Annotated in this window: 20 protein-coding genes; 6 read left to right on the top strand and 14 right to left on the bottom strand. The window is 48.1% G+C overall.

Features of this window, described 5'->3' with window-relative positions:
- Nucleotides 1-41: 41 nt before the first annotated feature.
- The gene (locus V7R88_RS06670; protein WP_057717297.1) at nt 42-2,846 is read right to left on the bottom strand and encodes a helicase C-terminal domain-containing protein; all 2,805 of its coding nucleotides are present in this window, start codon (nt 2,844-2,846) and stop codon (nt 42-44) included.
- An 844-nt stretch (nt 2,847-3,690) separates the two neighbouring features.
- Here V7R88_RS06670 and mvk point away from each other — a divergent pair.
- The 4 genes from mvk (at nt 3,691) to fni (ending at nt 7,892) form a co-directional block, all read left to right on the top strand.
- Nucleotides 3,691-4,629: a mevalonate kinase gene (mvk, locus tag V7R88_RS06665; protein WP_057717298.1), complete on the top strand. Its 939-nt coding sequence runs from the start codon at nt 3,691-3,693 to the stop codon at nt 4,627-4,629.
- Nucleotides 4,630-4,654: 25 nt separating this feature from the next.
- Nucleotides 4,655-5,632 (top strand): diphosphomevalonate decarboxylase, encoded by a 978-nt coding sequence (mvaD, locus tag V7R88_RS06660; protein ID WP_080392703.1) that lies wholly within the window; start codon nt 4,655-4,657, stop codon nt 5,630-5,632.
- Between the two features lie 50 nt (nt 5,633-5,682).
- Nucleotides 5,683-6,774, top strand: coding sequence for a phosphomevalonate kinase (locus V7R88_RS06655; RefSeq protein ID WP_057717299.1), 1,092 nt, complete (start codon nt 5,683-5,685; stop codon nt 6,772-6,774).
- A gap of 71 nt (nt 6,775-6,845) precedes the next feature.
- Complete coding sequence (fni, locus tag V7R88_RS06650) at nt 6,846-7,892, top strand: type 2 isopentenyl-diphosphate Delta-isomerase (protein ID WP_003644359.1); 1,047 nt, start codon at nt 6,846-6,848, stop codon at nt 7,890-7,892.
- A 156-nt stretch (nt 7,893-8,048) separates the two neighbouring features.
- Here fni and V7R88_RS06645 read toward each other — a convergent pair whose 3' ends face one another.
- The 5 genes from V7R88_RS06645 to V7R88_RS06625 all read right to left on the bottom strand — a co-directional run bounded on the left by V7R88_RS06645 (nt 8,049) and on the right by V7R88_RS06625 (nt 15,596).
- Nucleotides 8,049-9,062, bottom strand: a complete 1,014-nt coding sequence (locus tag V7R88_RS06645; protein ID WP_057717300.1) for an aldose epimerase family protein — start codon at nt 9,060-9,062, stop codon at nt 8,049-8,051.
- 24 nt (nt 9,063-9,086) lie between these two features.
- A complete protein-coding gene (locus V7R88_RS06640; protein WP_057717301.1) occupies nt 9,087-11,333 on the bottom strand; it encodes a glycoside hydrolase family 65 protein in 2,247 nt (748 codons plus the stop codon).
- Between the two features lie 13 nt (nt 11,334-11,346).
- Complete coding sequence (locus tag V7R88_RS06635) at nt 11,347-12,693, bottom strand: SLC45 family MFS transporter (RefSeq protein WP_057717302.1); 1,347 nt, start codon at nt 12,691-12,693, stop codon at nt 11,347-11,349.
- 492 nt (nt 12,694-13,185) lie between these two features.
- The gene (locus tag V7R88_RS06630) at nt 13,186-14,061 is read right to left on the bottom strand and encodes a zinc ribbon domain-containing protein (RefSeq protein WP_054399174.1); all 876 of its coding nucleotides are present in this window, start codon (nt 14,059-14,061) and stop codon (nt 13,186-13,188) included.
- Nucleotides 14,062-14,228: 167 nt separating this feature from the next.
- On the bottom strand, nt 14,229-15,596 hold the full coding sequence (locus tag V7R88_RS06625) for an RsmB/NOP family class I SAM-dependent RNA methyltransferase (RefSeq protein WP_057717303.1): 1,368 nt from the start codon (nt 15,594-15,596) through the stop codon (nt 14,229-14,231).
- Between the two features lie 147 nt (nt 15,597-15,743).
- Between V7R88_RS06625 and V7R88_RS06620 the strand changes: the two genes are divergently transcribed.
- Nucleotides 15,744-16,553 carry a Cof-type HAD-IIB family hydrolase gene (locus V7R88_RS06620; protein WP_054399178.1) on the top strand — a complete coding sequence of 270 codons (810 nt, stop codon included), beginning with the start codon at nt 15,744-15,746 and terminating at the stop codon, nt 16,551-16,553.
- Between the two features lie 245 nt (nt 16,554-16,798).
- Here the strand turns inward: V7R88_RS06620 and V7R88_RS06615 are convergent, their stop codons facing one another.
- The 8 genes from V7R88_RS06615 to V7R88_RS06580 all read right to left on the bottom strand — a co-directional run bounded on the left by V7R88_RS06615 (nt 16,799) and on the right by V7R88_RS06580 (nt 24,747).
- Nucleotides 16,799-18,298, bottom strand: coding sequence for an APC family permease (locus V7R88_RS06615; RefSeq protein WP_054399180.1), 1,500 nt, complete (start codon nt 18,296-18,298; stop codon nt 16,799-16,801).
- Nucleotides 18,299-18,314: 16 nt separating this feature from the next.
- Nucleotides 18,315-19,664, bottom strand: coding sequence for an aspartate aminotransferase family protein (locus V7R88_RS06610; RefSeq protein ID WP_080392704.1), 1,350 nt, complete (start codon nt 19,662-19,664; stop codon nt 18,315-18,317).
- A 441-nt stretch (nt 19,665-20,105) separates the two neighbouring features.
- Nucleotides 20,106-20,369: a hypothetical protein gene (locus tag V7R88_RS06605; protein ID WP_054399184.1), complete on the bottom strand. Its 264-nt coding sequence runs from the start codon at nt 20,367-20,369 to the stop codon at nt 20,106-20,108.
- Nucleotides 20,370-20,523: 154 nt separating this feature from the next.
- Nucleotides 20,524-20,823 (bottom strand): hypothetical protein, encoded by a 300-nt coding sequence (locus tag V7R88_RS06600; RefSeq protein WP_054399186.1) that lies wholly within the window; start codon nt 20,821-20,823, stop codon nt 20,524-20,526.
- A 93-nt stretch (nt 20,824-20,916) separates the two neighbouring features.
- Nucleotides 20,917-21,690 (bottom strand): potassium channel family protein, encoded by a 774-nt coding sequence (locus tag V7R88_RS06595; protein WP_054399188.1) that lies wholly within the window; start codon nt 21,688-21,690, stop codon nt 20,917-20,919.
- A 98-nt stretch (nt 21,691-21,788) separates the two neighbouring features.
- Nucleotides 21,789-22,706, bottom strand: a complete 918-nt coding sequence (locus tag V7R88_RS06590) for a prenyltransferase (protein WP_054399191.1) — start codon at nt 22,704-22,706, stop codon at nt 21,789-21,791.
- A gap of 449 nt (nt 22,707-23,155) precedes the next feature.
- Nucleotides 23,156-24,481, bottom strand: a complete 1,326-nt coding sequence (lysA, locus tag V7R88_RS06585; RefSeq protein ID WP_057717305.1) for a diaminopimelate decarboxylase — start codon at nt 24,479-24,481, stop codon at nt 23,156-23,158.
- A gap of 71 nt (nt 24,482-24,552) precedes the next feature.
- Nucleotides 24,553-24,747 carry a 2-hydroxymuconate tautomerase gene (locus V7R88_RS06580; RefSeq protein WP_003638693.1) on the bottom strand — a complete coding sequence of 65 codons (195 nt, stop codon included), beginning with the start codon at nt 24,745-24,747 and terminating at the stop codon, nt 24,553-24,555.
- Between the two features lie 260 nt (nt 24,748-25,007).
- On the opposite strand from V7R88_RS06580, the gene V7R88_RS06575 reads away from it, so the two are divergent.
- On the top strand, nt 25,008-26,447 hold the full coding sequence (locus V7R88_RS06575; protein WP_054399196.1) for a C69 family dipeptidase: 1,440 nt from the start codon (nt 25,008-25,010) through the stop codon (nt 26,445-26,447).
- The last annotated feature ends 67 nt before the right edge of the window (nt 26,448-26,514 follow it).

Here is a 26,514-nt window from a genome sequence, read left to right as displayed (position 1 = left end):
AAATTAATTATAGCAAATTTAACTGATTGCGGAATGGTTTCTTACTTAGTTTTGAAAAAACTTTGAAGTTCCTGCGTAATCATCGTCAATGAACCGGTTGCGGGCGGCAACGTTTTCGGTAAAGCTTTAAGAATCGTCTGCCCGTATCGCTTCGTCATCAAACGGTCATCGAGGATCACCGCTGCCCCCCGGTCTTCATCCGTCCGAATCAAGCGGCCGACACCTTGGCGCAACTTCAATGCCGCTTTCGGTAACGCTTCGTTATAAAACGGATTGAGTTGTGCTTGCCTTAGTTGTTGATAGCGGGCCTTGGTTGTCGTCTGGTCGGGTGATTCAAACGGTAATTGCGTGACGATCAACAATTCCAACTGTTCTTGTGGCAAGTCGATCCCCTCCCAGAAACTACCGGCACCCAGGAGAATGGCATCGTCCCCCTGCATAAAGCGCCGAAGCAGCTTTTCACGACTACCATTGACGCCTTGAGCCAAAATTTCGCGATCACCAGGTAGATCCGTTTGATGCAAACTGTAAAAGACTGCTTCAATCATATTCAGTGAATTGAACAAGACCAACGTTTGCTTAGGCGCTGCCATCACGATGTCGTGAATCGCATGCGTCAAGTATGCCACGCGCTGCTTGCCACTGGGTGCTTCCGCCGCAGTAGCATCCGTAGCGACGAATAGCCGTGCCTGGTGTTCTAAATCAAACGGTGTTGATAATCGGTGATGCTTAGCCGTTGCTTGGTCAATATCCAATTGCGAATAAACGTACTGAGATTTCCCAGTGGCAAATAGCGTGGCACCAGTTAATAGTGGCGCACTGAAGTAAGGATATAGTTGCGTCTTAAAATACCCTTGCGTATCGATCAAGCTACCCGCGAGCGTGAGACTGCCGCGATCATGCCATTGATTAAGGCTCACCCAGAAGACCCGTTGTTCCCGCGAAGCTGGCACTAACCACGTTTGTAATAACTCATAGCCCTGACGAAGATGTTGAAGACGATTGTCAAAGTCGTCGAGGACGTGTTGTTCACTAGGCAAGATTTGCGATTGATCATGTTGATACTGCTCATTTAATTGTTGAAACTGTAAAAAACAGTTTTCGATGGCCGTTTGTAATTGTTTGATCAGCGGATTGTGGGCCGCAAAGAAATTAGTCAACTGATCCGTGGTGATTCCTAATTCAGCAGGCTGATTGCCGCCCTTTTGTGCTGGTACAAACGTTCTAGCTAGCGCCGCCTGCAGTTGTTGCAGGTGTAGGTCAGTATCATTCAATGAATTATCTAATAATTTCAGACGATAATCGGCCTGTGGTTGTTCCGCGAACAGTGCCCGTAAATTTAGACTATGTTCCGTGTCAATGCGACTGATCAAGCTGTGGCAGGTCGCCATGTAGCCATTGAAATCAAAGGTCTGCCGTGAGTCACGAACGACACCATCTGCCAGATGCTGGGCCTCATCAAGAACCAGCAGTGGCCGCTCTTGACGGCTACCCAATTGGGCCACGTGGCGCATCAAGTAGGCATGATTGGTAATGATGAAGGTCGCTTGCGCGGTCAATTGATCCCGGAAACGTAAAAAATCTTCCTTAAAGAACGGATCATCAGCTTTCAACGAGGCCACGCCATGATGAGCGATTTCGCTAAAGTACGGCGCTTGATACGTGCTCAAGTGCAATTCATCCAGATCACCAGTCGTTGTCATCGTTAACCACACGAGCACGCGCAACTTCAATAATTGCGTTTGCTTTGAATGTTCATGCAATGCCAAGCCACGGGCAAACCGGTTTAAATCAACGTAATGCTGATTACCCTTAATCACAACCGCCGTCACAGGATTAGGCAACAACTGATTCAACAACGCCACACCCTGATCACGTAACTGCGTTTGTAAGACCGTGGTCGCCGTGCTAACGACCACCTGTTGACCATCCTGTGCCAAGTAGGCGAGTGGCAGCAAATACCCGAGTGTTTTACCGGTTCCGGTCGGTGCTTCAATCAACAATGGTACTTGTTCAGCAGACTGTTTTGAGTAGTGCCGATAAATCTGGTTCATCATCCGGGCCTGTTGTGGCCGATAAGTCAAGCGATCACCAAAGATATGCTGCTTTTGTGCTTTTGTCAACGGATAGCGTGCCGCTTTACGACCCGCGGCTTGCTGTGGCAATCGCTGTTTACGCAGAGCGAGCCCGTTTTTGATCACTAAGTCAGTTGGTAACTGCTGTGGATGTTGTTTGCCCTGTTGAAAGGCGTATGCAAACAAGTCAGCCGTTTCACGTGGTAACTCCGGTGCTAATTGCACCATTTGTTGTAACGTGATCAATGGTAAGTGTGCGAGCCGCTGTTGTAACGTGATAAACAAGTGGGCCGTAGCAATTGCATCACTATCCGCAGAATGTGGATGATTATGGTCAATCGCAAGCAAGTGACTCAAGTCCCGCAACCGAAAACTCGAAGCAGTCGGTAACAGAATTTGGCTAAGAGACACAGTATCAACGGCCTGAATTGGTAGTTCTGGATAACCGACACGCTGCAATTCTGAATTGATAAATGGCAGGTCAAAGTTCACGTTGTGGGCGACAAAAACCGTCCCTTGTAATAAGCTGTATACCGTACCAGCCAGATCATCAAAGGGTGGTGCTTTGCGTACCCGTGCATTACTGATTCCCGTTAAATTCTCGATGACGGCGGGAACCGTTGTTAACGGATTAACGTCCGTGGCAAATGTATTAATTATTTTATTGTTCTTAACAAACGCGCAACCGATTTGAATAATCCGGTCGCCGTCCTTCACACTAGTTCCAGTAGTTTCAATATCAACTACCGCATAAGTTGTGTTTGGTTTCATGGTCATTTCCCCAAGTTATGGATTGTAAAGATGTTCATTAGATTGGTAAGCGTATAAATCCGTTATCAACGCTAACGCTGACGTTCGACCAACTAATCGATCTTTATGGCATATCACGTGCGATGTGTTTGTAATCAGACTGAAGGCTGGTCCAAGTAGCGCTACACTTGGTCTCGACCACTAACTTTAACGGTCCGTCGGTCAGCCCAACTTAGCTGAGTTCAACCTACTAAACTGTGCCAGTGACACAAGTCGTCCTGATGACGCAAGCCGCTTGGCTCATCCTCCACACCGATCGTCACACATACGTCACGTCGATCATTGTAAATTATAGCATATTCGGCGCAGGGAACTCAGCCCGACCAACTCTTAAGCCAAATTCGTCAGTCTGAGGACAACGGGCAGAGACTGGTCAAGAGTATGATTGAGCAACGATAAAGTTCATGAAAGTGTCTCGGCGTACATCTGCCATAACACAGTCAGCTGAGTACGCGCGCTTGAATAGCCGGCACTGCTACCCAAAATTCACTTTCCTAATTAGTGAATTCTGGGCCACGTAGTCCGTCACAAGCAGCTCAACTTCTTTTTCATCATTATCGGACTGATTTCTAATCATTTACTAATTTTAACATAGTAATCGATCTTCGTCTGCCGTTGATAACCAGTCTGTCCATACGCCCCTCACGTGAATGATTTAATTTAATTAAATTGTTACTTTCCAAACCAGTTTAACTTACATTTCAACTGAATTCAGCGCGTTCGCCGGGGTTAGCATGGCAAAAGAAGCGCTAATAAGGTATTATGAAGCTATTATTAATCTACTTACAGAAAGGCAGCGACACGATTGAAAGATCTAGCTACCGGTACTAGTCATGCCAAAATTATTTTAATTGGCGAGCATGGTGTGGTTTACGGACAACCCGCCATTGCCTTACCGATTTCGACCATCCAAATGCAGGCCATTATTCACCGCCGTGATGCAGCGCAGACGGTCAAAAGCCGTTACTTCAACGGCGACTTTAAGATGATGTCTGCCAACTTAGGCGGTATTCAGACGCTCATTAGAACCTTGCTTGCACGTTTTGATGCCCCCGAGCAGGGCTTCGATATTCACATCACGAGCGATATTCCCTCTGAACGCGGAATGGGGTCCTCAGCCGCAGCGGCCGTGGCCGTAACGCGGGCTTTTTATGATTTCTTCGACCGACCACTCTCCCACCAAGAATTATTGGCCACTGCCAATGTAGCGGAAAGCTACACGCATGGTCAACCCAGCGGCTTAGACGTTGCGACGGCCAGCGCCAAAAGCCCCGTCTGGTTTGTCAAGGGTCGTGAGAACTTTCCGATTCCGGTAAAGCTTCCCGGCTATTTAGTCATCGCGGACACGGGTATTAAAAGTCAGACCAAAGTTGCAGTGGCGACCGTTCGCAACTTACTAATGGTTGAGGGCGCGACGATTCAAGCACGCATCGATGACTTAGGCCGTTTGACTCGTCAGACCCGAACCGCGCTTGAAGATGGTGACATGGGCGGCCTAGCCACGGCCCTGAATGGTGCGCAGGATGACCTACGTTCCATGGGTGTCAGCCACCCCGCTCTGGAACAACTACTGGCAGTGGCCCGCCAAAATGGGGCGCTGGCTGCCAAGTTGACCGGTAGCGGTCAGGGCGGTTGCCTGATTGCGCTCGCGCCGGAAGCTAGCATCGCCAACCAATTGTCACAAAAGTTGGCTGCGGCGGGTGCCACTGCGACCTGGGTCGAACCACTCTTAAACGATGACTAAATTTAACTTTGGAGGAAAAGACATAGTGAAAACCGTTACGGCCAAGGCCCATACTAACATTGCGTTAGTTAAATATTGGGGGAAAAAAGATGCGGCGCTGATGCTACCACAAAATGGGAGTATTTCGCTGACCCTTGATCACTTCTATACCCAGACCAGTGTGACCTTCGATGAGCATCTCGATACTGACCAAATTTACTTTAACCATCAACACTTACCCACGGGCAAATCAGCACGAATCAGCCAGTTCCTCGACCTGATTCGCCAGCGCAGTGGTCAAACCAACTATGCAACGGTCAAAACTGAAAATCATGTGCCGACCTCAGCTGGCTTAGCCTCTTCCGCCTCCGGATTCGCGGCCTTAGCAGGGGCTGCTAGTCGTGCGGCTGGCTTACAACTAGATGCGGCTGATCTATCACGACTAGCACGCCGTGGCTCAGGTTCTGCGACCCGCTCAATTTTTGGTGGCTTCGTCGAATGGCATGCTGGCCACGATGATCAGAGTTCTTACGCGGAAGTCTTACAAGATCCGGTCGATTGGGACATTCAAATGATCGCCGTTGTTTTGAAAGCCACTAAAAAGCCAATCAGCTCAACGGACGGTATGGCACGCGTCGTTGCGACATCCCCTTACTATCCAGCTTGGATTACCACAGCTGAGACGGACTTGAAACGGATGCGCCAAGCCATCGCTGACCGCGACCTCACAACCGTTGGCCAGATCGCCGAAACGAACGCAATGCGGATGCACGCGCTCAATTTGAGCGCTGAGCCCGCCTTTAACTACTTCACCGCGGATACACTGACAGCCATTCAAGCAGTTAACGACTTGCGTTCACACGGGATAAACTGTTATTATACTTTGGACGCCGGCCCGAACGTCAAAATCATTTGTGCGGGTCAAGATACCGACATCATTATGACCGGGTTACAACAACACTTTGACGCTGATCAATTAATCGTCGCCAAACCTGGCCCGGGTATCACGATAACGGAAAAATAATTCAGTTTAATTTAAAATGATCAGTGATGGTCATGAAAGGATATGATGGCATGATAACGGTGAAAGCCCCTGGAAAACTCTACATTGCCGGTGAATACGCCGTAGTGGAAAGTGGTTATCCAGCAATTATTGTTGCACTAGATCAATTTGTGACGGCAACGATTTCACCTAGCGAAACGATTGGGAGTATCGTTTCTGAGCAGTATCAAGAAAACTCAATCGTCTGGCGACGTCAGGGAGACGCGATGGTTTTTGATAATCGTGACAATCCCTTCCATTATATTTTGGCAGCAATTAATCTCACTGAAAGCTATGCCCATGAATTGGGGCGTGAACTTGGTGTTTATCATCTCGGTATCAATAGCGAGCTCGATAGTGCTGATGGCAAAAAATACGGTCTCGGCTCTTCGGCAGCGGTGACCGTGGCAACTGTCAAAGCACTATGTCAGTTCTACCATTTACCGATGGATAAAAATAAACTTTTCAAATTAGCCGCCATTGCCCATCTATCCGTGCAAGGCAATGGCTCGCTTGGTGACATTGCCGCCAGCGTCTATGGTGGCTGGATTGCTTACCATTCATTCGATCGGCAATGGTTACACCTACAACAAGCTGAGTCAAGCTTAAGCGATTTGTTGACGATGCCGTGGCCCGATTTAAAGATCGAGTTATTGACACCCCCAGCCGCCTTACGTTTGATGATTGGCTGGACGGGGTCACCGGCCTCCACATCACACTTAGTCGATAAAGTGGCCTTAGTCAAGGCGAAGCAACGCAGCGAATACCAGACCTTTCTAAAAGCCAGCAAAGCTTGTCTAAAACGTATGATCACTGGTTTTCATTGTGGTGACTTGCGCGTGATTCAAACCGAGTTGCGAACCAATCGTCAACTACTTCAGAAATTGGGCGATTTCAGTCACGTGACGATTGAAACACCCCTGCTGCAACGGATGATTCAACTCGCCGAAAGTGCTGGCGCGGCCGCAAAGACTTCGGGCGCTGGTGGTGGTGACTGTGGGATCGTTTTGATTGATCAAACCATCGACCCACGACCATTATTAGCTGCGTGGGCTCACGATGGTATCGAACAACTTAACTTAAACGTGCATACGGTTCAGGATACCGTTTTACCAAATTCTTAAGCAGTTTATTGACGAGCCTGGCAGCCTTGCTGGACTCGTTTTCAGATTCTAAATTAATTGGAGGTGGCACCGTGCCACAAAGTCAACAATCTCATCGGAAAGATGAACATGTTTCGTTAGCTGAAAAGTATTTTCATGGCGAACAAGCCAATGCCTTTGACCAGGTCCGGATTCGCCACGACGCGTTGCCGGAAACTGCCGTGGCCGACGTCGATTTAGCCACCACCGTTGGCCAGTGGCATTGGGACAGCCCCCTCTACATTGAAGCGATGACTGGGGGCTCACAGCGAACGGGCGAAATCAACGCTCGTTTAGGCCGCATCGCTGCAGCTTGTGGCTTACCGATTGCGACCGGCTCTCAAAGTGTTGCCATCAAAGATCCCCAAGTAGCCCCCACTTTTGCCACGATGCGTGACCACAATCCGAACGGGCTGATCTTTGGCAATCTTGGTGCCGGCCACCCGTTATCTGCGGCCCAAACAGCGATTGCAATGCTCCAGGCCGATGCGCTCGAGCTCCATCTCAATGTCGTTCAAGAAATCGTCATGCCAGAAGGCGATCGTGACTTTCATTGGCTAACTAACATTTCGGACTTAGTCCAAGCCTTAACGGTACCAGTGATCGTCAAAGAAGTGGGCTTTGGTATTTCCCGCCCCACGATGCAACAGCTCTACGCTGCCGGCGTACGCTACCTAGATTTAGGCGGTCACGGTGGGACTAACTTTGTCGACATTGAGAATCGCCGACGTGCTAACCGCGATATGGCCTACCTTCACGACTTTGGCCTCACCACGGTTGAGTCCTTGCTAGGCGTTCAGAACCGACCGGATGATCTCACGGTCTTAGCTGCTGGTGGCGTTCGACAGCCACTCGACATCTTAAAAGCGTTGATGTTAGGCGCTGACGCGGTCGGCATGGCTGGCACCGTGCTACACGCTTTACTCCATCATACGGACGACGAAGTCATTGCGATGCTGACGGATTGGCAGTCGCAATTAAAACGCCTATTTGCACTCGTCGGCGTAACGCGTGTTGATCAATTCAAAAGTAGCCGTATTCAGGACAAGATTCTGTTATCACCTGAACTTGTTAACTACAAGCAATCGATTAAAGATTAAAACAAAGCGTGTCATCACAAACTACGGAATGTCATTCTATACTTGTGATGACGCGTTTTTGTTATAACCAAGTACACCAAAAAAGCAGTGTGCCCCTATGGCAAGCACTGCTTTTTGATCGTGGTAAAGAAAATAATTTCCATCATCTATTGATTGCTATTTTGACACGTATTGGTAGCGATTCACGTACGTCCGTGGCTGACCAGCCCGTAGAACAACATCCCCAAAGCCATGATGATTAATAGCATCCGGCAAAATTTGCAGTTCCACGGCCAGCGCATGGTAGTCTCCTAGCCGATACGGCTGCGTTCGTTCGGGATTAGCGGTAAAGATAACTAAACCATTGCGATCCGTGTTAATGAGCAGTCGCCCGTGAGTCGTTGCCAATACACCGGCAGGTTCATCCTGGTGGTCAAGCACATAGCAATCATCATACTCCGTCTTGCCAGTCTCTTGGATCAACCGATCGAGCTGCGATTGAATCGTTGGCTGCTCGCGAAAGTCATACGCTGGTGACGGAACGTAGAAGACGCCCGTGGGGACCTTCTCGTGGTCCGTGTGAACCAGTTTGGTCGAGTTGATACGTAATTGCTGGGAATTGATCAGCCCGGCCTGACCATCAAGATTAAAGTAAACGTGACAGGTCGGATTGAATAACGTATCGGCAGTGGTCACCCCGTGATAGCTGATTTGAACCTCATCATCGGCCGTTAACGTATAGCTTACGGTTACCCTCAAGTCGCCCGGAAACCCGTCGTCAGCGCTCAACAGTGTGGTCGTCAACGTGACGGTATCACCATCGGGATTAAAACGGCCCTGATAATTATGCGTCTGTAGGCCATGCTCACCACCATGTAGCAGGTGCCGACCGTTATTTGGCGGTAAATGATACGTTTGACCATTCAGAGAAAATGCCGCGTTACCGATTCGGCCAGCGACTCGCCCCACCGTTTTGCCAACTTGATATGGCGTCTCGATATAATCCGCCAAATTGTCAAAGTGAAGCACTAACGATTGTGGCTGATGGTCGACCTGTACTTCAAAGTCATACCAAGTTGCTGCATAACTCAACACTTTCAGTTTGCTATGATGGTCATTTTCAATCGTGTATAAATAGACTGGTTCGTCCTGATACACACCAAATGGTACTGCAGAAATCGTACGCCTCATTCCCTTCGATCAGTGCAAATTGAACTAGTCCTGTGTCAATGTTTGCGTGGTACCATCCACTTGAACATCAATTGGTTCTCCGGCAATCAGCTTCAACGTCGTCCCATTGTGATCAACCGTAACTTCAATAATCCGATCACGGAAGACCTGACGGAATGAATACTTCGTCCATTGTTTTGGCAAGAATGGCCGGTAACTAAGTTGGCCATCATGAACACGCATGCCAGCAAATCCTTGGACCATCGCAATCCAACCACCAGTCATTGAGGTGATATGAAGACCATCGACCGTATCATTGTTGTAATTGTCAAGATCGAGGCGTGCCGTCCGGTTATAGAAAGCTACGGCCTTGTCTTCATAGTGCAGGTCAGCAGCTAACACGGCGTGAATGGCTGGTGACAAGCTTGATTCGTGAACGGTCATTGGTTCGTAGAAATCAAAGTTGTGCTTTAATTGATTTTTCGAGAAATCATCAATAAAGTCATACATCACTTGTAACACATCGCCCTGCTTGATATAAGGTGACCGTAAAATGTGGTCCCAAGACCAATGCTGATTGATTGGTAATTGATCAGCTGGAATCGCGGAAACGGGTGCTAGGTCCTTATCCAGGTACCCATCATGTTGAACAAAGATATCCAAATCCTTGTCATATGGTAAGTACATCCGATCAACGATATCTTGCCAGTGGGCACGTTCTTCAGCCGTCACATTTAAGGCAGCAGCTTGGTCATCACTGACCTGATCTAAGATTTCAAGCGTGTATTTCAACGTCCACTGTGCCAAATAATTGGTGTTAAAGTTATTATCAACGTTGTTCTCATATTCATCTGGACCAGTAACCCCATGGATCATGTACTGCTGATTGCGCTTGCTAAAGTGTACCCGGTCTGCCCAGAAACGAGAAATCTCGGTCAACACTTTACTACCTTCGTGTAAGACGTATGATGTATCGCCGGTATAACGCGTGTAGTTATAAATAGCAAAGGCAATGTCGCCGTTACGATGAATTTCTTCAAAGGTGATTTCCCATTCGTTGTGGCATTCGATCCCGTTGAAGGTCACCATCGGGAACAATGCCCCATCAAGCCCCTGTTGACGCGCGTTGTGATAGGCACCATCCAACTGCTTGTAACGATACATCAGCAGGTTGCGGGTAACTTCTGGTTTGGTAATGCCCAGATAGACTGGAACGGCAAATGCTTCCGTGTCCCAATAAGTCGCACCACCATACTTTTCACCAGTAAAGCCCTTGGGTCCAATATTCAACCGTGGATCATCACCATAATAAGTGCTAAAGAGTTCAAATAAGTTGAAGCGCATGCCTTGTTGAGCCTCAGTATCGCCTTCAATTTGAATATCTGATTGTTGCCAGCGATCGGCCCAGCCGGCTTCATGGGCTGCCAATAAATCATCAAAGGATTGGGCGCTGACCGTATCTGTCAAACGTTGAAGTGCGGTCATGATGGTATCATCAGTCGGATAGTCCCGCGACGTAACCACAACGACTCGCTTTTCAAAGCTAACGCTGGCACCAGCTTCTAACGTACCGTAGTAACGATCGATTGTGGCCGTGTCCGTCACTTGAGCCGCTTTGTGATTTAGTTTTGTCACATAACTAACTTGCATCCCAGAAGTAAACTGTGGGGTTCCAAAATCATTCGGCACGGTCTGAGCAATGAGCCGATCGTCGCTAACTTCGTGAACGTTCCAGAAATGTTCATCATAGTTGGCATCTTCGTTTTTAACGTCAGCATCCAGTGCGGAAGCCACTTTTAATTCAACCGTTTGGTCGCTTAAGTTTTCGAACGTCACCTTCTGAACAGAAAGTTCTTTTTGCGCAACACTCAAGAAACGCTCAAAGGTCACGCGAACCCGTTGACCGTCCTGATCAACGATAAAGGATCGCGTCAAAGTCCCGTGTTGCATATCCAGATCAAGCTTAAAATCGCTGAAGTTGGCCGTTGCTAAGTCGATTTTGGTTCCATTGAGTTTAAAATTGATTTTGATGAAGTTGACAGCGTTGATCACCTTGCCAAAGTATTCGGGATAGCCATTCTTCCACCAGCCGACCCGGGTCTTGTCTGGATACCAGACACCGCCCAGATAAATACCGGGAAGTGTATCCCCGCTGTAATCTTCTTCAAAGAAGCCGCGCATGCCCATGTAACCATTTCCCAGACTAGTCATGGATTCTTGCAGCCGTTTGTTTTCTGGTTTGAAATCAGTCGTCAAGACATGCCATGGATTGACATCAAAAATTCGTTTCATAAGTTAATTCCTCCTAGTTTTTATACGTTTCTTTGATCAAGCCAACCGTGCCCGCACCAATTGCAAGGACGATCCCCGCAAAGATGAACATGTTAGCTTGTGAATTGCCAAATAATGGATATAATGCAAAGCTCAATAGGGACGCAACAATTTGTGGTAAGCAAATCGAACCGTTAAAGAGTCCTAAATAGGTCCCCATGTGTTCGCCAGATAAGGCGTTGGTCACCATCGTCAATGGATACGTATTCATTGCAGCCCATGCCATCCCAACGAGAATGAATGAGACAATCAATGCGGATTGACTGTGAATAAAGAAAATTGACAGGAAACCAACCGCACCAAGTAATAAACTCAAAGCATAACCAAGTTTGTGCCGATTGTTCGGAACCTTGGCTAACACGTATGACCAGACAACTGCAGCGACGGACTGAATAGCAGATAGGATTCCGTACCAGTTACCAGCAGCTTGGTACCCTGCAGAACTGGCATTAGTGGTGTGCCAAACGTTGGCAGCCATGGCACCGGTTGAGTAGGTCCATAAGTATTGGAATGCCATCCAGCAGAAAAATTGAACTAAGGCCACTAACCAGAAGACCTTTGGCGCTTTCTTCAAGAGTGCCAACCAGTTACCACCAGATTTATTAGCGCTTTCATCAATGCCGTGATACTTCGCGTAAGTGACCGGATCATATTCCCGCACCCGGGCAATCGTGATAATCGTTGAAACAACTAAGATTGCTGCACCAATATAGAATGACCAGATTACTGAATTAGGAATGACCCCTTTGCTAGCCGTATTAGCGACCCCAAACAAGGTCAACAGGAATGGGAAGATTGCCGCAATGACGGCACCGGTATTCAACAAGAAGCTTTGAATCCCGTAGGCGTAACTCTTTTGGTCATCGTTGACCATATCCCCGACCATCATCTTGAAGGGTTGCATTGCCACGTTAGACGACAGATCAAGAAATGCCACGGTAATTGCCCCGAAAACTAAGGCCGCCATGGAAGCGTAACCAAATCCAAACGAGCCAGAGTTGGGTAGTAGTAACATCACGATAGCTGCAACGACCGTCCCCAGAATCAGGTAAGGTAACCGTCGCCCACCTAAGCGTGGGGCCCATGTCCGGTCAGATAAACTCCCAATGATTGGTTGCACGATCAAACCAGCAAGTGGTGGTAAGATGAAAAACCAACCAAGGTTATTTGGATCCGCACCTAAAGTTTGAAAGATCCGGCTCATCTGTGAGCTCTGAAGTGTAAATGCCATTTGAACACCGAGAAAACCCAGACTCATCATCCAAATCTTATTGGATGACAGTTTCGGTAACCCGGCCGTTGTTTTAGATGTTTCTTTCACAATAAAGCCTCCCAAAAATAATATCAATCGCTTGAGTACAAGTTAGATTATAAAACCGCTTCCAAATTTATGCAAGCGTTTGCGTTAAATTGCATGAAGATGCTTTATTTATTTATATCAGCGCCCGTTGCGCGTGAAATCCGCTAATACCAGGGGCTTAAATAGGTTCTCACAGGCCATAATTCATATAAAGTTCATATAAAATTCACAAAAAAATCATTATATTGCGTGGTGTTGCATAGCTAAATAGCTTCAGTTAATAAAGCGTTGCATACCGTTGCATGAGCAAATCACTTCAATCGGCGAATATCATTTTGTAAATAACTCATTGCTTTCAATGATTGGCTTCAAGGCAGCATTATTTTACATTATCTGCCATCAATTATTCATGTTTAGAACACGCCACCCTGCTTTAAGATTGAATATCGAGGCAAAAAAATCGTGTGCTCATGCCGACTTAGCATGAACACACGATTCCAAATTATTCAGTTATTAATCCGCATTGGCAATCTTTGCAAAACCATCTTGTAAATCCGTATTTTGTGAACTAGTGAAGTTAAACGTCGTGGCATCCGCACTGTCCTGCGAGACCAAGACGTCTGGCGAGCCGTTATGGAAAACGTAGAGATACGTAATCACGCCACTAGATGCGTTGGGATCAGTAGCAGCAGCAACGACCTGGTACTTCACATCGGTATCAGCAGTCGTTGTCCACTTGAGCTTGACCGCGTCACCATTGACCGTGATTTTATCTTGATACTGATTATTCTTGATGTCTGCCGGTAAACTCAACTCACCAACCGTGACCGACTGACCATCATACGTCCCCTCGTACGATTGGTTCATCGTATCTTCCCACGACGACATGAATGAGGCCAACTCACTCGACTTGGTTGTCGACCACAGTGCCGCCTGAGTTGCCGTGCTAGCAGACGACGCGGACGATGATGACGACGCGGCTTCCGTCGAATCAGCGGTTTGTGACGAAGACTTGGCAGTCGTCGCGGTCGTCGTCGAATTATTCTGTTGCTGGTGTTCCAGCCAGTAATAGCCACCACCGAATGCAACGACTAATACGACAATCAAGATCAACCACGGCGCCTTTGATGCTGAATGCGGTTGTTCATTTTGACGCGCATGTTGCGCTGAACGAGTAGCTGGTTGCGTCGTAGTCGGTGCGGCCGAAGCTGACGCGCTGGCGGCTGGTGTTTCTGAAGCAGCCGTTGACGACGTGGATTGCGCGGCAGAACTCACAGCGGCCGTCGATGTTGGTTGCGCCGAACTAGCTGGAATAATCAGCCGTGCACCACAGTTTTCACAAAATAGCGCGTCAATATCATTCTTTTTCCCACAATTTGGGCAGTACATAACTCTTCCTCCAATTATCATGATTGCTTGGGTTCGTTTGTTGGTCAGCTTGAATGCATCGTTCCCCTATTTTAACATGGTTCAAATAATCCATGACGACTACTACTCATTTACGACGCCGCACTAACAGCGAACGGGCGTTATGCCTTAATCACTATCATGTCAGGTTAGAGCGTTGCGTTTTCTGGGGTCGCCAAGAACCGTAAACCCTTAGGGAAGAAGTTTTTGACCGTCTTCGCGACGACCTTTCCGAACCCAACTGGGAGCCCCTCACAAGTTAAGACCCGAAAACCAGTGGCAGTCGCACTTGCCAGTTCAAAGGTCTCCCCATGAACGTACACGGCCCACTGCTCACGCGTTATTTCAATTTTAGGTAACGACAGATCATCGCTGGCTAGGGCTAACGCGTAACTTGGTTCAAAGCGTTTCTTCTTAAACGTGCCCAATAAAATTCCGGGACGAAAGACCTTAAGTTTGCGCGTAACCGGCATCATCGCTGGCACACCATATAACTGATCGCCATGTGCTTGTAGGACGAGTCCCGGCAAACTGTCCGTTGCTTGCTTTTGTAAAAAGTCCGTCCATAGTTGCCGTTGTGTGGCACTTAATTGTTCACGCACCACTTTTTTGTCTTTGACCACGCCGGTACCGTGATAGACCAGCTTGGCAATAAAGTGGCCCTCCCCACGCATCAAGTGTGGAAATAGACGCGCCGCCTTGGCCAGATTGGGATTGCCATCCGCCCACTCCGGCTTCGCATCGACCATCCCGGCCGTCTTGACCAGTGGTTCCAGTTCAAACTCAGGATAAGTCTTAAGTAACCACGCCATCATTTGCTCGTCTTCTTCCGGCGCAAAAGTACAGGTCGAATAGATCAAATGACCGCCCGGACGCAGCATCTTGACCGCTTCCGTTAAAATCTCTCGTTGGCGTGCGGCACACGCCGCTGGATAGTCGGGCGTCCAATACTGAACGGCGTCATGATCCTTACGAAACATGCCTTCACCCGAACACGGCGCATCCACCAAGATCCGGTCAAAAAAGCCCGGCAATTCCTTGGCGAGGGCTGCTGGTGTTTCGTTAGTAATGACCGTATTACGGGCCCCATAACGCTCAACATTATCGCCGAGAGCGGTCACCCGTTGCCGGTTGATCTCGTTAGTCACCAACAAGCCGGTCTGCTGTAAGTAGCTCAACAGATGAGTCGTCTTACCACCCGGTGCCGCACATAGGTCTAACACCCGTTCACCGGGCTCTGGTTTTGCAAATTCACCAACAGTCATGGCACTTGGTTCTTGGCTGTAGACGGCACCCGCTAAGTGTTCAAGCGCATTGCCGTTTACCTTACCATAATACCCAATTGGGCTGTACGGCACGGGAGCGCCCATTTTAGCACGCATCGCAGCCGTTACAGTCTTATTCGGATTGACCCGAAATCCCTTTTCGACTGAACCATCAAACGCTGCCAAAAAAGCGGGCGCCTGATCGCCTAGTAGTTGTTGATATTTTTGAATAAATTCTGCAGGTAATTGCACCCAAATTTCCTCCTCGACTAAAAAGTATCCTCAATTAGATTACCACATTTTGCTCCGACTGTAAGGTAGCAAAGATTCGCAATTAGGTCGGATTTATGCTAAATTAAATTAATTAACTGCCGGAAATATGGGAGATGTTTGTTGAATATGGAAAGAAAACTAATTGCGTTAGACTTAGACGGAACCACTTTGAATGCTGAATCCAAACTCAATTCAGCGACGATCCAAACGATGCAGCGGTTACAAGCAGCGGGTCATATTGTGAGTATTATTACTGGTCGCTCCTACCAGGGTTCACAGGCGATCTACGACCAGTTACATCTCAAGAGTCCGATGATCAACTTTAACGGCTCCCTGGGTCATTTGCCCCACCAGGCGTGGGCCTCGGAGTACCAATTCACGATCAACAAAGCGATTGTCTTAGCACTCGTTAAATATCGCGAACAATTGGGTATCAATGAAATAATTGCCGAAAATAAAAATAGCACGATGACAGCCGGCCAGGATTTGATCGCAGGTCAATTCTTCCCAGAAATTGCCGACAGCCCCCGACTTACACCGGAGACGTTAACTCGGAATCCTAATTCTATCGTCTTGCTCGTCCAGCTTGATCGGCGGGCGGCCATCATTGACTGGATCACGGAACGCTTTGGTGACCAAGTCGACGTTGGCGTTTGGGGCGGCCCGAATGCCATCCTTGAGATTACCTCGAAAGGGGTCCACAAAGCTAAGGGTGTCGCATATCTAGCCGATTATTTTCAAATCCCACAGCGCAACATCATTGCCTTTGGTGACGAACACAATGACCTCGAAATGTTGGCATACGCTGGTCTTGGCGTGGCAATGGCCAATGGTACTGATAAGATCAAAGCGACGGCTGACGATGTGACCGCCTATAATAATGATCAAAATGGCGTAGCTCGTTACTTGAACGATTATTTCGCGATTGCGGAATAAACCCGGATACACCGCGACAGTGGGACGCCAACGATCCGATGCTTCTGAGTCGTCACTGGCTATACTTTAAAGCACTGACTGCGCACCACCGTCGATTAACGGACGCGATACCCGCTTTTAATCACCAATTAAATACGGCACTTCCAGAATCAAGACCCATCTGGAAGTGCCGTATTTAGCTATTTTTAACTATTTAGTTTGGCGTTAGTGGGCTCAGACGTCCGCACCAACGCAGCGGACCAAAATCAGTCCCGCTCTTCGACGGTCGCATCGGCCACCTTTGAAGCGGATGCGCCTGCAGTATCAGTCTCAGACTGCCGTTTTTCCGCCAAATACGAATGACGCATGCCATAGCTAAAGTAGATCACTAAGCCAACGATGAACCACACGCCCGCGTATAATTTCGCCTGGATATCCAAACCCATGAAGACGAATAGTGCGCCGAGAAAAGCGACGGCTGGTAGAACTGGGTAAAACGGCATCTTGAAAGCTGGTACCGCGATATCGACGCCTTCACGCCGCCGCAAAGCATAGATTCCCAGAGAGACGAACATGAAAGCAATCAGGGTCCCCGCGGAAATCAATTGTGCCAGAAACGCAAACGGGCAAAACGCCCCAATAATGATCGCGACGATCGTTAAGACGAGTAGTGCGTTGTTAGGCTGATTATGATGTAACTTACCAAGCCACTTAGGTAACATCCCATCACGTCCAAAGGAATAAATCAACCGTGAGCCCGCTAAAGTCATCCCAATCAATGCTGTGAACATCCCTAGTACAGCAATAGCCTGGATAACACTGGCAACGATCGGGTGACCGGCTTGCCGTAATGCCCAGCCAACTGGTTCGGCGTTATTGGCATATGATGAATATTTGAACATACCGACTAAGACCAAAGCAACCGCCACAAAGAGCACCACCGCAATGACCAGTGAACCCAGAATTCCTCGGGGCATCGTCTTGCCAGGATTCTTTGCTTCCGCTGAATTAGCGGCGATCGAATCAAAGCCAATATAAGCTAGAAAAATCATCGATACCCCGGCATAAATCCCTTGCCAACCGCCAAATGCACTACCATCAGCGTTCAAATGATACTTAGGAATGAATGGGACATAGTTTTGTACATGGATCGCCGTCGCACCCACCACGATAAACGTGAGCACGGCTAACACTTTCAACACGACTAACACATTTTCGACTCGGGAGGCTTTACTAATCCCACGTGAGAGTAATAACGAGACCAGCGCAATCACCAAGACGGCAATCAGGTCGACCACGCCACCATCAGTCCCGAACGTATTCGACAACGCTTTCGGCAGCGTTAGTCCTAATGGTGACAAGAGCCCCCGCAAATTGGCGGACAACCCTGAACCGACAAACGCCAGTGCGATAAAGTACTCGGCAAGCAACGCCCAACCCGCAATCCAACCAAAAAACTCGCCAAACATCACGTTGATCCACGAATAAGCGGAACCGGCAAACGGCATTGCTGCCGCCATCTCAGCGTACGCAAACGCAACTAATCCAGCAACAATTGCTGCGACGATGAACGAAAAGACCACTGCGGGGCCCGCGTGATTCGCGGCCACCACCCCTGGTAATGTAAATATGGACGTTGAAACAATCGTCCCCACGCCTAAGGCCAAGAAGTCCTTGACCGTTAATACCCGCGCTAAGTGGGAATCCTTATCTTCATAAATGCTCGGATCTTCCTTTAAAGTTAATCGTTTTAATAACCGTTGCATTAAAATCCTCCTCGTTTTACCAACCAATCTTACCTCGAGGCCGTTTGACCAGCCTCTGTTCTGCGGCAGTCAGTGCTTCATCTAACACGGCTAATGCGGTATCTAGCTGTGATTTGGTAATTACTAATGGTGGTTGGAACCGTAAAATATTTCCTTTGAGCGTAATCATGACCACGCCCCGTTCAAAAGCAGCGTATATGACGTCACTGGCAAACTCCGGATCGGGTTGCTTACTCTGTTGGCCCTTCACCAGTTCAATGCCGCCGTTCAGCCCGTACATCCGCACCTGCCCGATTTTAGGATGGCGCTGCTGAAGCGCTAAGAACTGTTCTTTAGCGTAACGACCATAGTTGCTGGAACGGGTAACCAACTGTTCATCTTCTAAAACGTCGATTGTCGCCAACGCCGCCGCACAGCAAACCGGATTTGCTGCGGTCGTGAAGACGTGCGCCGGCGCTGCCAGACTCTCCATCACTTCGCGGCGCCCAATCACCGCACTCAACGGTAACCCCGAAGCCAGTGATTTGCCAACGGACATCAAGTCCGGTCGGATGCCGGGAAAGTTTTGAATGCTCCACATCTTCCCGGTTCGTCCCATCCCTTGATTGACCTCATCGACGGCAAATAGGATACCGTGCTGGTGACAAAAATCATAAACTAATTGAACATATTCTGCTGGCGCTTTCCGGATTCCGCCGTCGCCTTGAATCGGTTCAATAATGACACACGCCGTTTCTTCCGCCGGTAAATAGGAATCAAACGGCGCTTTGAACGCTTCAAAGTACCGTAATGCGAGTTCATGTTCCGTCTCATGCGGCAAGGTACGGTAACAGTCAGGATACGGCACGTGCACGATGCCAGGTAGTAACGGTCCCATCTTACGGACCATGTTCAGGCTAACTCCTGAGAGTGACATTGAGCCGTACGTTGACCCATGATAAGCATCCGTATAGGCGACTATGTATTGTCGGTCAGTATAAGCCCGCGCAAATTTGATGATGGCATCATTAGCATCCGAACCAGAATTGCCAAATGCGACTTCATTGTCGGTACCCGGAGCTGATTTTGCCAGCCGCTCAGCCAATTGTTGTTCTGGCTGATGATGAAAATATGCAGGCGTGTAATGAATCAACTTGGCCGCCTGTTCCTGAATGGCTTTAACCACGTGGGGGTGCGTGTGACCCACGTTAATGGCCGAAGCACTTGCCAACAAATCGATGTACTGATTCCCATCGACGTCGGTAAGCAGGGCCCCATGCGCATGATCAATAACCAAATCATAGTAGTTGATTCGTGCAGCCGTCGCCATATACTGGTCCTCACGTTCAATGAGTTGCTGATCTAAACGATGGTTTTGACTAATCATTCGCATACCTCCATTAATTTAATAAGACTTATTTTAATCATTCTTTAATTTATATGCAAGTCTTTTTGCCCGCACAGTCGGTTATAAATACCCACTTTTACCGGCATAGGGCTGGTTTTAACGCCAATTATATTTTTAATTAATAAGATATAAATTAACAAAATCAATCACCGTCTCATACAACTAATTGCCATCAACAGATCAAAAAACTGGCATCATTTTAAATGACGCTCCCGCCCTGAAATTTGATTTGCTAGTCGCAATCATTTTACTCAACTCACCGACTACTCGCGAAGTTCACGTCACAATAAGTGTACGTCTGAGACGAATAAAGGGCTCCCACCGTGAACAGCATCGTTCAATGCCCCATATGCGACACAAAAAAAGATTATCACCCGCCCCCTTCAAGGGTCAGACAACAATCGTTTTGTTTAGTTGGCCTCACTTATTTAAGTATGCGGCTAGGCCCCAACAGACTAGCCCTAAGACGGTCGTTACTGCTAGTAAACACAAACTTTCTTGATTGACTTCCGGTACGGACCAACGACGGTAAGTTTGCATCATCGTCGGCACCGTGGCGGCCCGCACTAATTGGTATCCGGTCAGCCAACCCGTTAGACTCGCAATGATCGTCACCAACACGTGGCAACGCGTTAACGGTCTGAGACTGTCGTACTTAGCTTGTAACTGGTAGCGTGCTTTCATCGAAAAATCACTTCCTCGCGAATTCGCGACCTCACGACAATTTGAATAACTTGAATATAACACGCCGGTACCGCGCTCCCAACTGTTAAGCGCCATTCACAAAGTATCTTTACAGTAACTAATCTTGCAGTAAGTCGCTTTCATCACCCCCGCTTTACATGGTGAACGTAATCGTCGTCCCCCGGGTCATCACGGGCTGTTGGGGTGCTGACAACATCCCCGCTTGGCCGGCTTTGAGCTTCTGAGTCGCTAAACGCGCAACAGCCGCATACTGGGTCGTTGTGATTGGTGCTGAACAGATTCGCTTTGTTCGTGACTGCTCAAATTGATACCACTGTGCGGCACGTAATGGCACTGGATGCCGCTGTAAATCCCCCACGTGAATTTTAAACGTTGACTGACGGGTCACAATTGGGGCGAGCAGCCAGACCCACCGGGTTATTGCTTGTCCCATCCTACCACCACCGTTTCGCATTTGTTACCGTTATTATAGCATAGCAAAACGGACCGCTGCGGCCTAAAAAGAGCACCACAACGGTCCGGAAATTCAATGTTTTTTATTGCCCGATTTTTCTAAACGCTTGACTTGATTTTGTAAATGGTCGACCTTAGTCGTCAGCGTATCGATTTTAGTCAGCAATTGTCGCAAGTCGTCATCATGTTGTGGTTCATCGATCGTTACATTCTGATTCGCTTGCGTGGTAAAGAAGTCAGTAATCGTACTTGTTAACAAACCAATAAAACCGATCCCACCGAACATCAGCCCGACCGCAATGACTTTGCCAACGGCGGTATGGGGCGTGTCGTCACCATAACCCACGGTCGTCGCCGTCGTGATGGCCCACCACAGTGAATCTGATAGGCTTTGATGCTCAAAAACAGAAAAGAGCAACGCACTGAGTACGATAATCGCAATACTGATCGAGAACAGGTAAATAAACCCAGTACTATAAATAAAGCGGTGAAAATCGTGCGTCCACTTACCATCCAGTCCAAGCTTCCAAAACAAGTGGTGGTATTGGATCATCCGTGCCAAGCGTCCCAGCCGAAAGAGTGCAAACACCGGGTGCATGGGAATAATCCCCATCAAATCGAACGCCGAATGAATGAGAAAGGTCTTCCGATCTCGAGAACGAATCAGGCGCACAAAGTAGTCCACCGCAAACACGACTAATAAGCCGTTACTGATGCGGTTTTCAACGTGCCAATCACCGATATGAAACGATAATAGGATCACGTTAACTGCCGACCAGAGTGTCAAAAGTGTGACAATTAAGTGATACACCGCAATTCTTCGCTGCTGTCGCTGTTCTGCTTCCATCCTGCTTACCCCTATTTTATAAACTGGTAATAATATAGTCCACTTTTATAAAAATAACCACGATAAGTGCTAAAAATTTAGTGAGCTTTACCAATTCGTTACAACCAAGTTCCCAAAACGAATAACACTGGGTAGAGGATGAAGAACAGTGACGCACTTTTGACCGTCGTAATGAACGTCTTCTTTTTATCTTGCACATCAAAGAACGGCCGCATACCTTGCCACATGATTGGCAGCAGGAGGACGACCCAAATCGTAACGATTGGTGCCAGTCCCAACAAGACGTTCACAAGTGGCCAAATCCCACCGATAATCAAGAACGCCTGAATCAGACGGACCGACCCCGGCTTCCCAAGATAGTAGGCCAAGGTGTAGCGATGATTCAGAATATCTTCATCACGGTCCGCCGTATTATTCGCCAGCTGGAGACAAAAGAAAATCAGCGTCAGTGGTAAGCATAGTAAGAAAGTCGTCCCAACGATCGACCAGGTCAACGGATGCTGTCCATACGTCGATACGACCACACAAGTCAATTCGATTAAAAAAGCAATTGCTAACGCCACGACCGTCTCACACAGCGGGGTCGCGTTGATTGGATAAGGACCAGCCGTGTAAAAAATACCAATCACATAGCCAACCAGCCCCAGGACGAGTACTAGCCACCCGGTCCGCATGACAAGCCAAATACCGGGAATCAGTGAGATCAGGTACAGTCCCAATGCTAGGCGCCCGACACCCGCGACGGGTAACTGCAAGCGGCCGATTGGATTCGTCTTCTGTGCATAGCCTTCCCGATCACGGGCATGGCGATAATCATAATAGTTATCAGAGACGTTGACGGCTAAATCAAAAATAAACACGCTAACCAAACACAAGGCCACGTTAAGCCAGTTGACCGTACCCAGGTGATACTGTGCAATGGCACTGCCGAGCACAAACCACATAATATTAAGTGGTGCCGTATAAATTTCTGTCAGTTCATAGAATACTGGCCAAGTTAGCCATTTTTTGAACATTTTAACAACTCCCCCACCGGTTATTTAAATCGTTAATTTTCTATTGGGACCTTATTGACCATCGTCACCGTCGAAGACTTTAACTATCAAATTTTAACAAACCACACGCCTAACGCAAGCAAAGCGGATAGATTTAACAAAAAAATTAGGCCTCACATGCACATAAGCCGCTGAAAGCACCCATTTTGCTTTCATTCAACCGCATCACTTGCAGGTGAGTTTCTAAACAACGGGCGGACGCCGGGGCAATCATTCCAGTTTTACTGAAACCTTCCATACGATCAGCAGTCCGTAACCAATCCACTTATATTGCCCATTTTAGCACTGATCCCAGCCGAGTGTTGCCCAAGCCGCTCGACAATAACCGTTACATACGTACCGCGAACTTCGTCGAATTTAAAAAAGCATTTCAAGAGCCGGACTCCTGAAATGCTAATCGATCACGCACGCTACTTGGTTTTTTCCGGCACTGATAACGGGAGATCTAAGCGCGTCAAGTCGGCGTAACTTTCACGTTGCACCACGAGTTGGCTATGCCCCTGTTCACAAAAGACAACGGCAGGTCGCGGATTACGATTATAATTGCTAGCCATTGAATAGCCGTATGCGCCGGTATCTAAAACGGCCAAGACGTCACCCGCTTTGGTGGCCGGCAACTGTTGATTCCAAATCAACATATCGCCTGATTCACAGTACTTACCAGCAATCGAGGCAACCTGTTCAGCTGGCAGGGTCGGATCCTTGGCTAAGACTGCTTCATACCTCGCTTGGTATAGTGCTGGACGGATATTGTCACCCATCCCGCCATCGACCGACAGATACTTCCGAATGCCTGGGATATCCTTCTCATCGCCAATCGTGTACAGGGTCGTCCCAGCAGCTGCGACTAACGAGCGTCCCGGTTCAATCCAGATTTCTAACATGGGAACTTGGTGGGCCGCAGTTTGAGCAAGGGTCTCCTTAACAATCGCATCGACAAAATCCGTTGGCTGTAGCGGATGATCCTCGGCAGTGTACTTCACACCAAAGCCACCCCCGACATTCATGATTTGGGGGTAAAAATCAAGTTCCCGTTGCCAGCGGGCAAACTCACTCACGAGTTTGTCGACAATCATCTCAAAACCGTTCAGTTCAAAGATCTGTGATCCAATATGACAATGGATCCCAACTAGCTTCAAATAGGGAGCGGCTTGCGCAGCTCTGATAGCCTGGTCCGCTTGGCCGCTGTTCAGATCAAAACCAAACTTGGAATCGGCCTGACCAGTTGAAATATAGTCATGCGTATGCGCTGAAATTCCGGGGGCGATTCGCAACATAATCGTCGTTAACTGTTGCCGCTGTGCCGTCAACGTCGTCAGTTGGCTTAGTTCATCGAAATTGTCGACCACGATGGTTCCGACCCCGGCATCCAAGGCCATGGTCAACTCAGCCAGCGACTTATTATTACCGTGAAACGAAACGGCAGCCATTGGAAAGTCTGCTTGTTGGGCGGTATACAGTTCACCACCGGAAACCACATCACAGTGGATGTGTTCTTGGGCAATCAATTGATACATCGCGACCGTTGCAAACGCCTTACTGGCATAACTGATTTGATAGTTAACGTGGTTTTCTTCAAACACCTGCTTGAACGCCGCGATCTCGGCACGAATCGCACCGGTATCATAAACATATAGCGGCGTCTGATACGTCTTGGCAAGGGTCAATGTATCGACGCCCCCCACCATCAAATGGTGCGCCGAATTTAATGCATCCGTCTTTATTTGTTCGTTCACAGTCTAACCTACCTTCTCAACTTTAAAAAAAGCCGGCCACGTCAAATTCGACTGGTCCGGCAATGAACAACCTATTCTGCTTCTTCGTCGCTCTTTAAGACACCACCAACACTGTAGCGATTTTTCTGCATTTCACTTAAAATCACGTGAATGTGTTCGGCTGGTGCACCGGTATTCTTGCTGACCGCGTCAGTCACGTCTTTCACCAAGTTTTTAAGTTGTTCTTGTGAACGACCAGCAATGAGATCAATGTGTACGATTGGCATGAGGCCACGCTCCTATTCTTAATTCACTATTTTTGAATGTTTTAATCTTACTTTAATCTTTTCCATTTTGCAAGCCACGACATTGCTAACTTAATAGTACGTTGCCCATAGCTGGCAGTTTGACGGCAATGATTCACTTGGCGTAGTCGTGCAAACTGAAAATCCCCATTCACGAGCAAACATGCTAAAATTAATTTAACAAAAATGATTATGCCACGATACGGCACTCAATTATGTCGCGTGGAGAAAGAAGGCTCCAAATGTTGACCCACCAATTTAACCCCTATTCCGCCTGCACTAGTATCTTAGTGGGTAAGAACGCCAGTGCAGATGGTTCGACCATGATTGGCCGTAATGAAGATTCACGCGCCGCTTGGGCGAAAAAGATGGTCATCCACACGCACCGTGAATTCGATGAACCACAAACTTTCAAATCTCAGGATCAAAGCCACCCCTTTACGATGACCTTGCCAAAGATTCGTGCCAAATACACGGCCACCCCTGAATGGACAGCCGAATACGGCCTATTTGAAGAGGATGGTATTAACGAATACGGCGTAGCGATGAGTGCCACCGAGAGTGCGTACTGTAACACCCGCGTGCTAGCTGCCGACCCCTATGTCAAAGATGGTATCGGCGAAGAAGCCATGGTGACGGTCACCTTACCATACATTCATTCTGCTCGCGAAGGTGTTGAACGTCTCGGACACATTATTGAAGAACACGGCACTTATGAGACTAACGGGATTCTTTTCAGTGATGTCAATGAAGTTTGGTACATGGAAACTGGTGCTGGTCATTACTGGGTCGCACAACGCATCCCAGACGATGCCTACGCAGTGGTTGCTAACCAGCTGGCAATCCAAGAAATCGACTTTAGTGACCATGATAATTATCTTTATGCTAAAAACATTCGTAATTTTGTCTTAGACAATCAGTTAGCTTCCATGGATAATGGCTTGAATTTCCGAGAAGTCTTCGGTACGGCCGACCTTTCTGATCGATATTACAATACGCCGCGTGTTTGGTATGGACAAAAGTGCTTTACACCAAGTGTGAGCCAGACCCCCGAGTCGTTTGACTTACCATTCATTCAGCGAGCGGATGGCTTAATTCACATCGACCAAGTCGAAGCTTACTTAGCATCTCATTATCAAGGCACGCCGTTTGACCCCGTCGGCCAGGGGACCGCTACGGAGAAGCATCAGTACCGGCCAATCAGTCTGGCGAAGACGCAAGAATCACACGTCTTACAATTGCGGCCGGACTTTCCCGTCACGCTGAGCGGGATTCACTGGTTGGCGATGGGCGTAGCCGCTGAAAGTGTCTACGTTCCGTTCTATGCCGGTGCTACGACCACTCCAGCAGCTTATCAAGTTGCGACTGAAAAATACGATGCGGCTTCGGCATACTGGATTTTCAAGCACGTCGGTATCCTAGTCGACGCCCACTACCATGAACTACACGGGGAATTACAAACAGTACAAAAGGAATTGGCGATTCAACTTGGTCACCACATTATTGTCACGGATCAGCAAGTCGCCGCTTTGACTGGCGACGAACTTGCGACGGCACTGACCACGGCTAATCAAAAAGCCGCTGACCAGACCTTGAGCGCAATGCAAGTTCTCGCCGCTGACCTGATTACCAAAAGCACCGATATGTCACCGTTGAATTACGATACTGATTTAAACCTATAAATCACACCCCCTATCCGTTTTTGGGGGCAACCATTATTGATGTGATGCGGCTTTCGGACTGGTCAAA

Origin of the sequence: Lactiplantibacillus argentoratensis (assembly GCF_037290055.1) — a bacterium.
Classification (GTDB): Bacteria; Bacillota; Bacilli; order Lactobacillales; family Lactobacillaceae; genus Lactiplantibacillus; species Lactiplantibacillus plantarum.
Note: the sequence above shows the minus strand (reverse complement) of the source record. Positions and strands in the feature narration are given on the sequence as shown.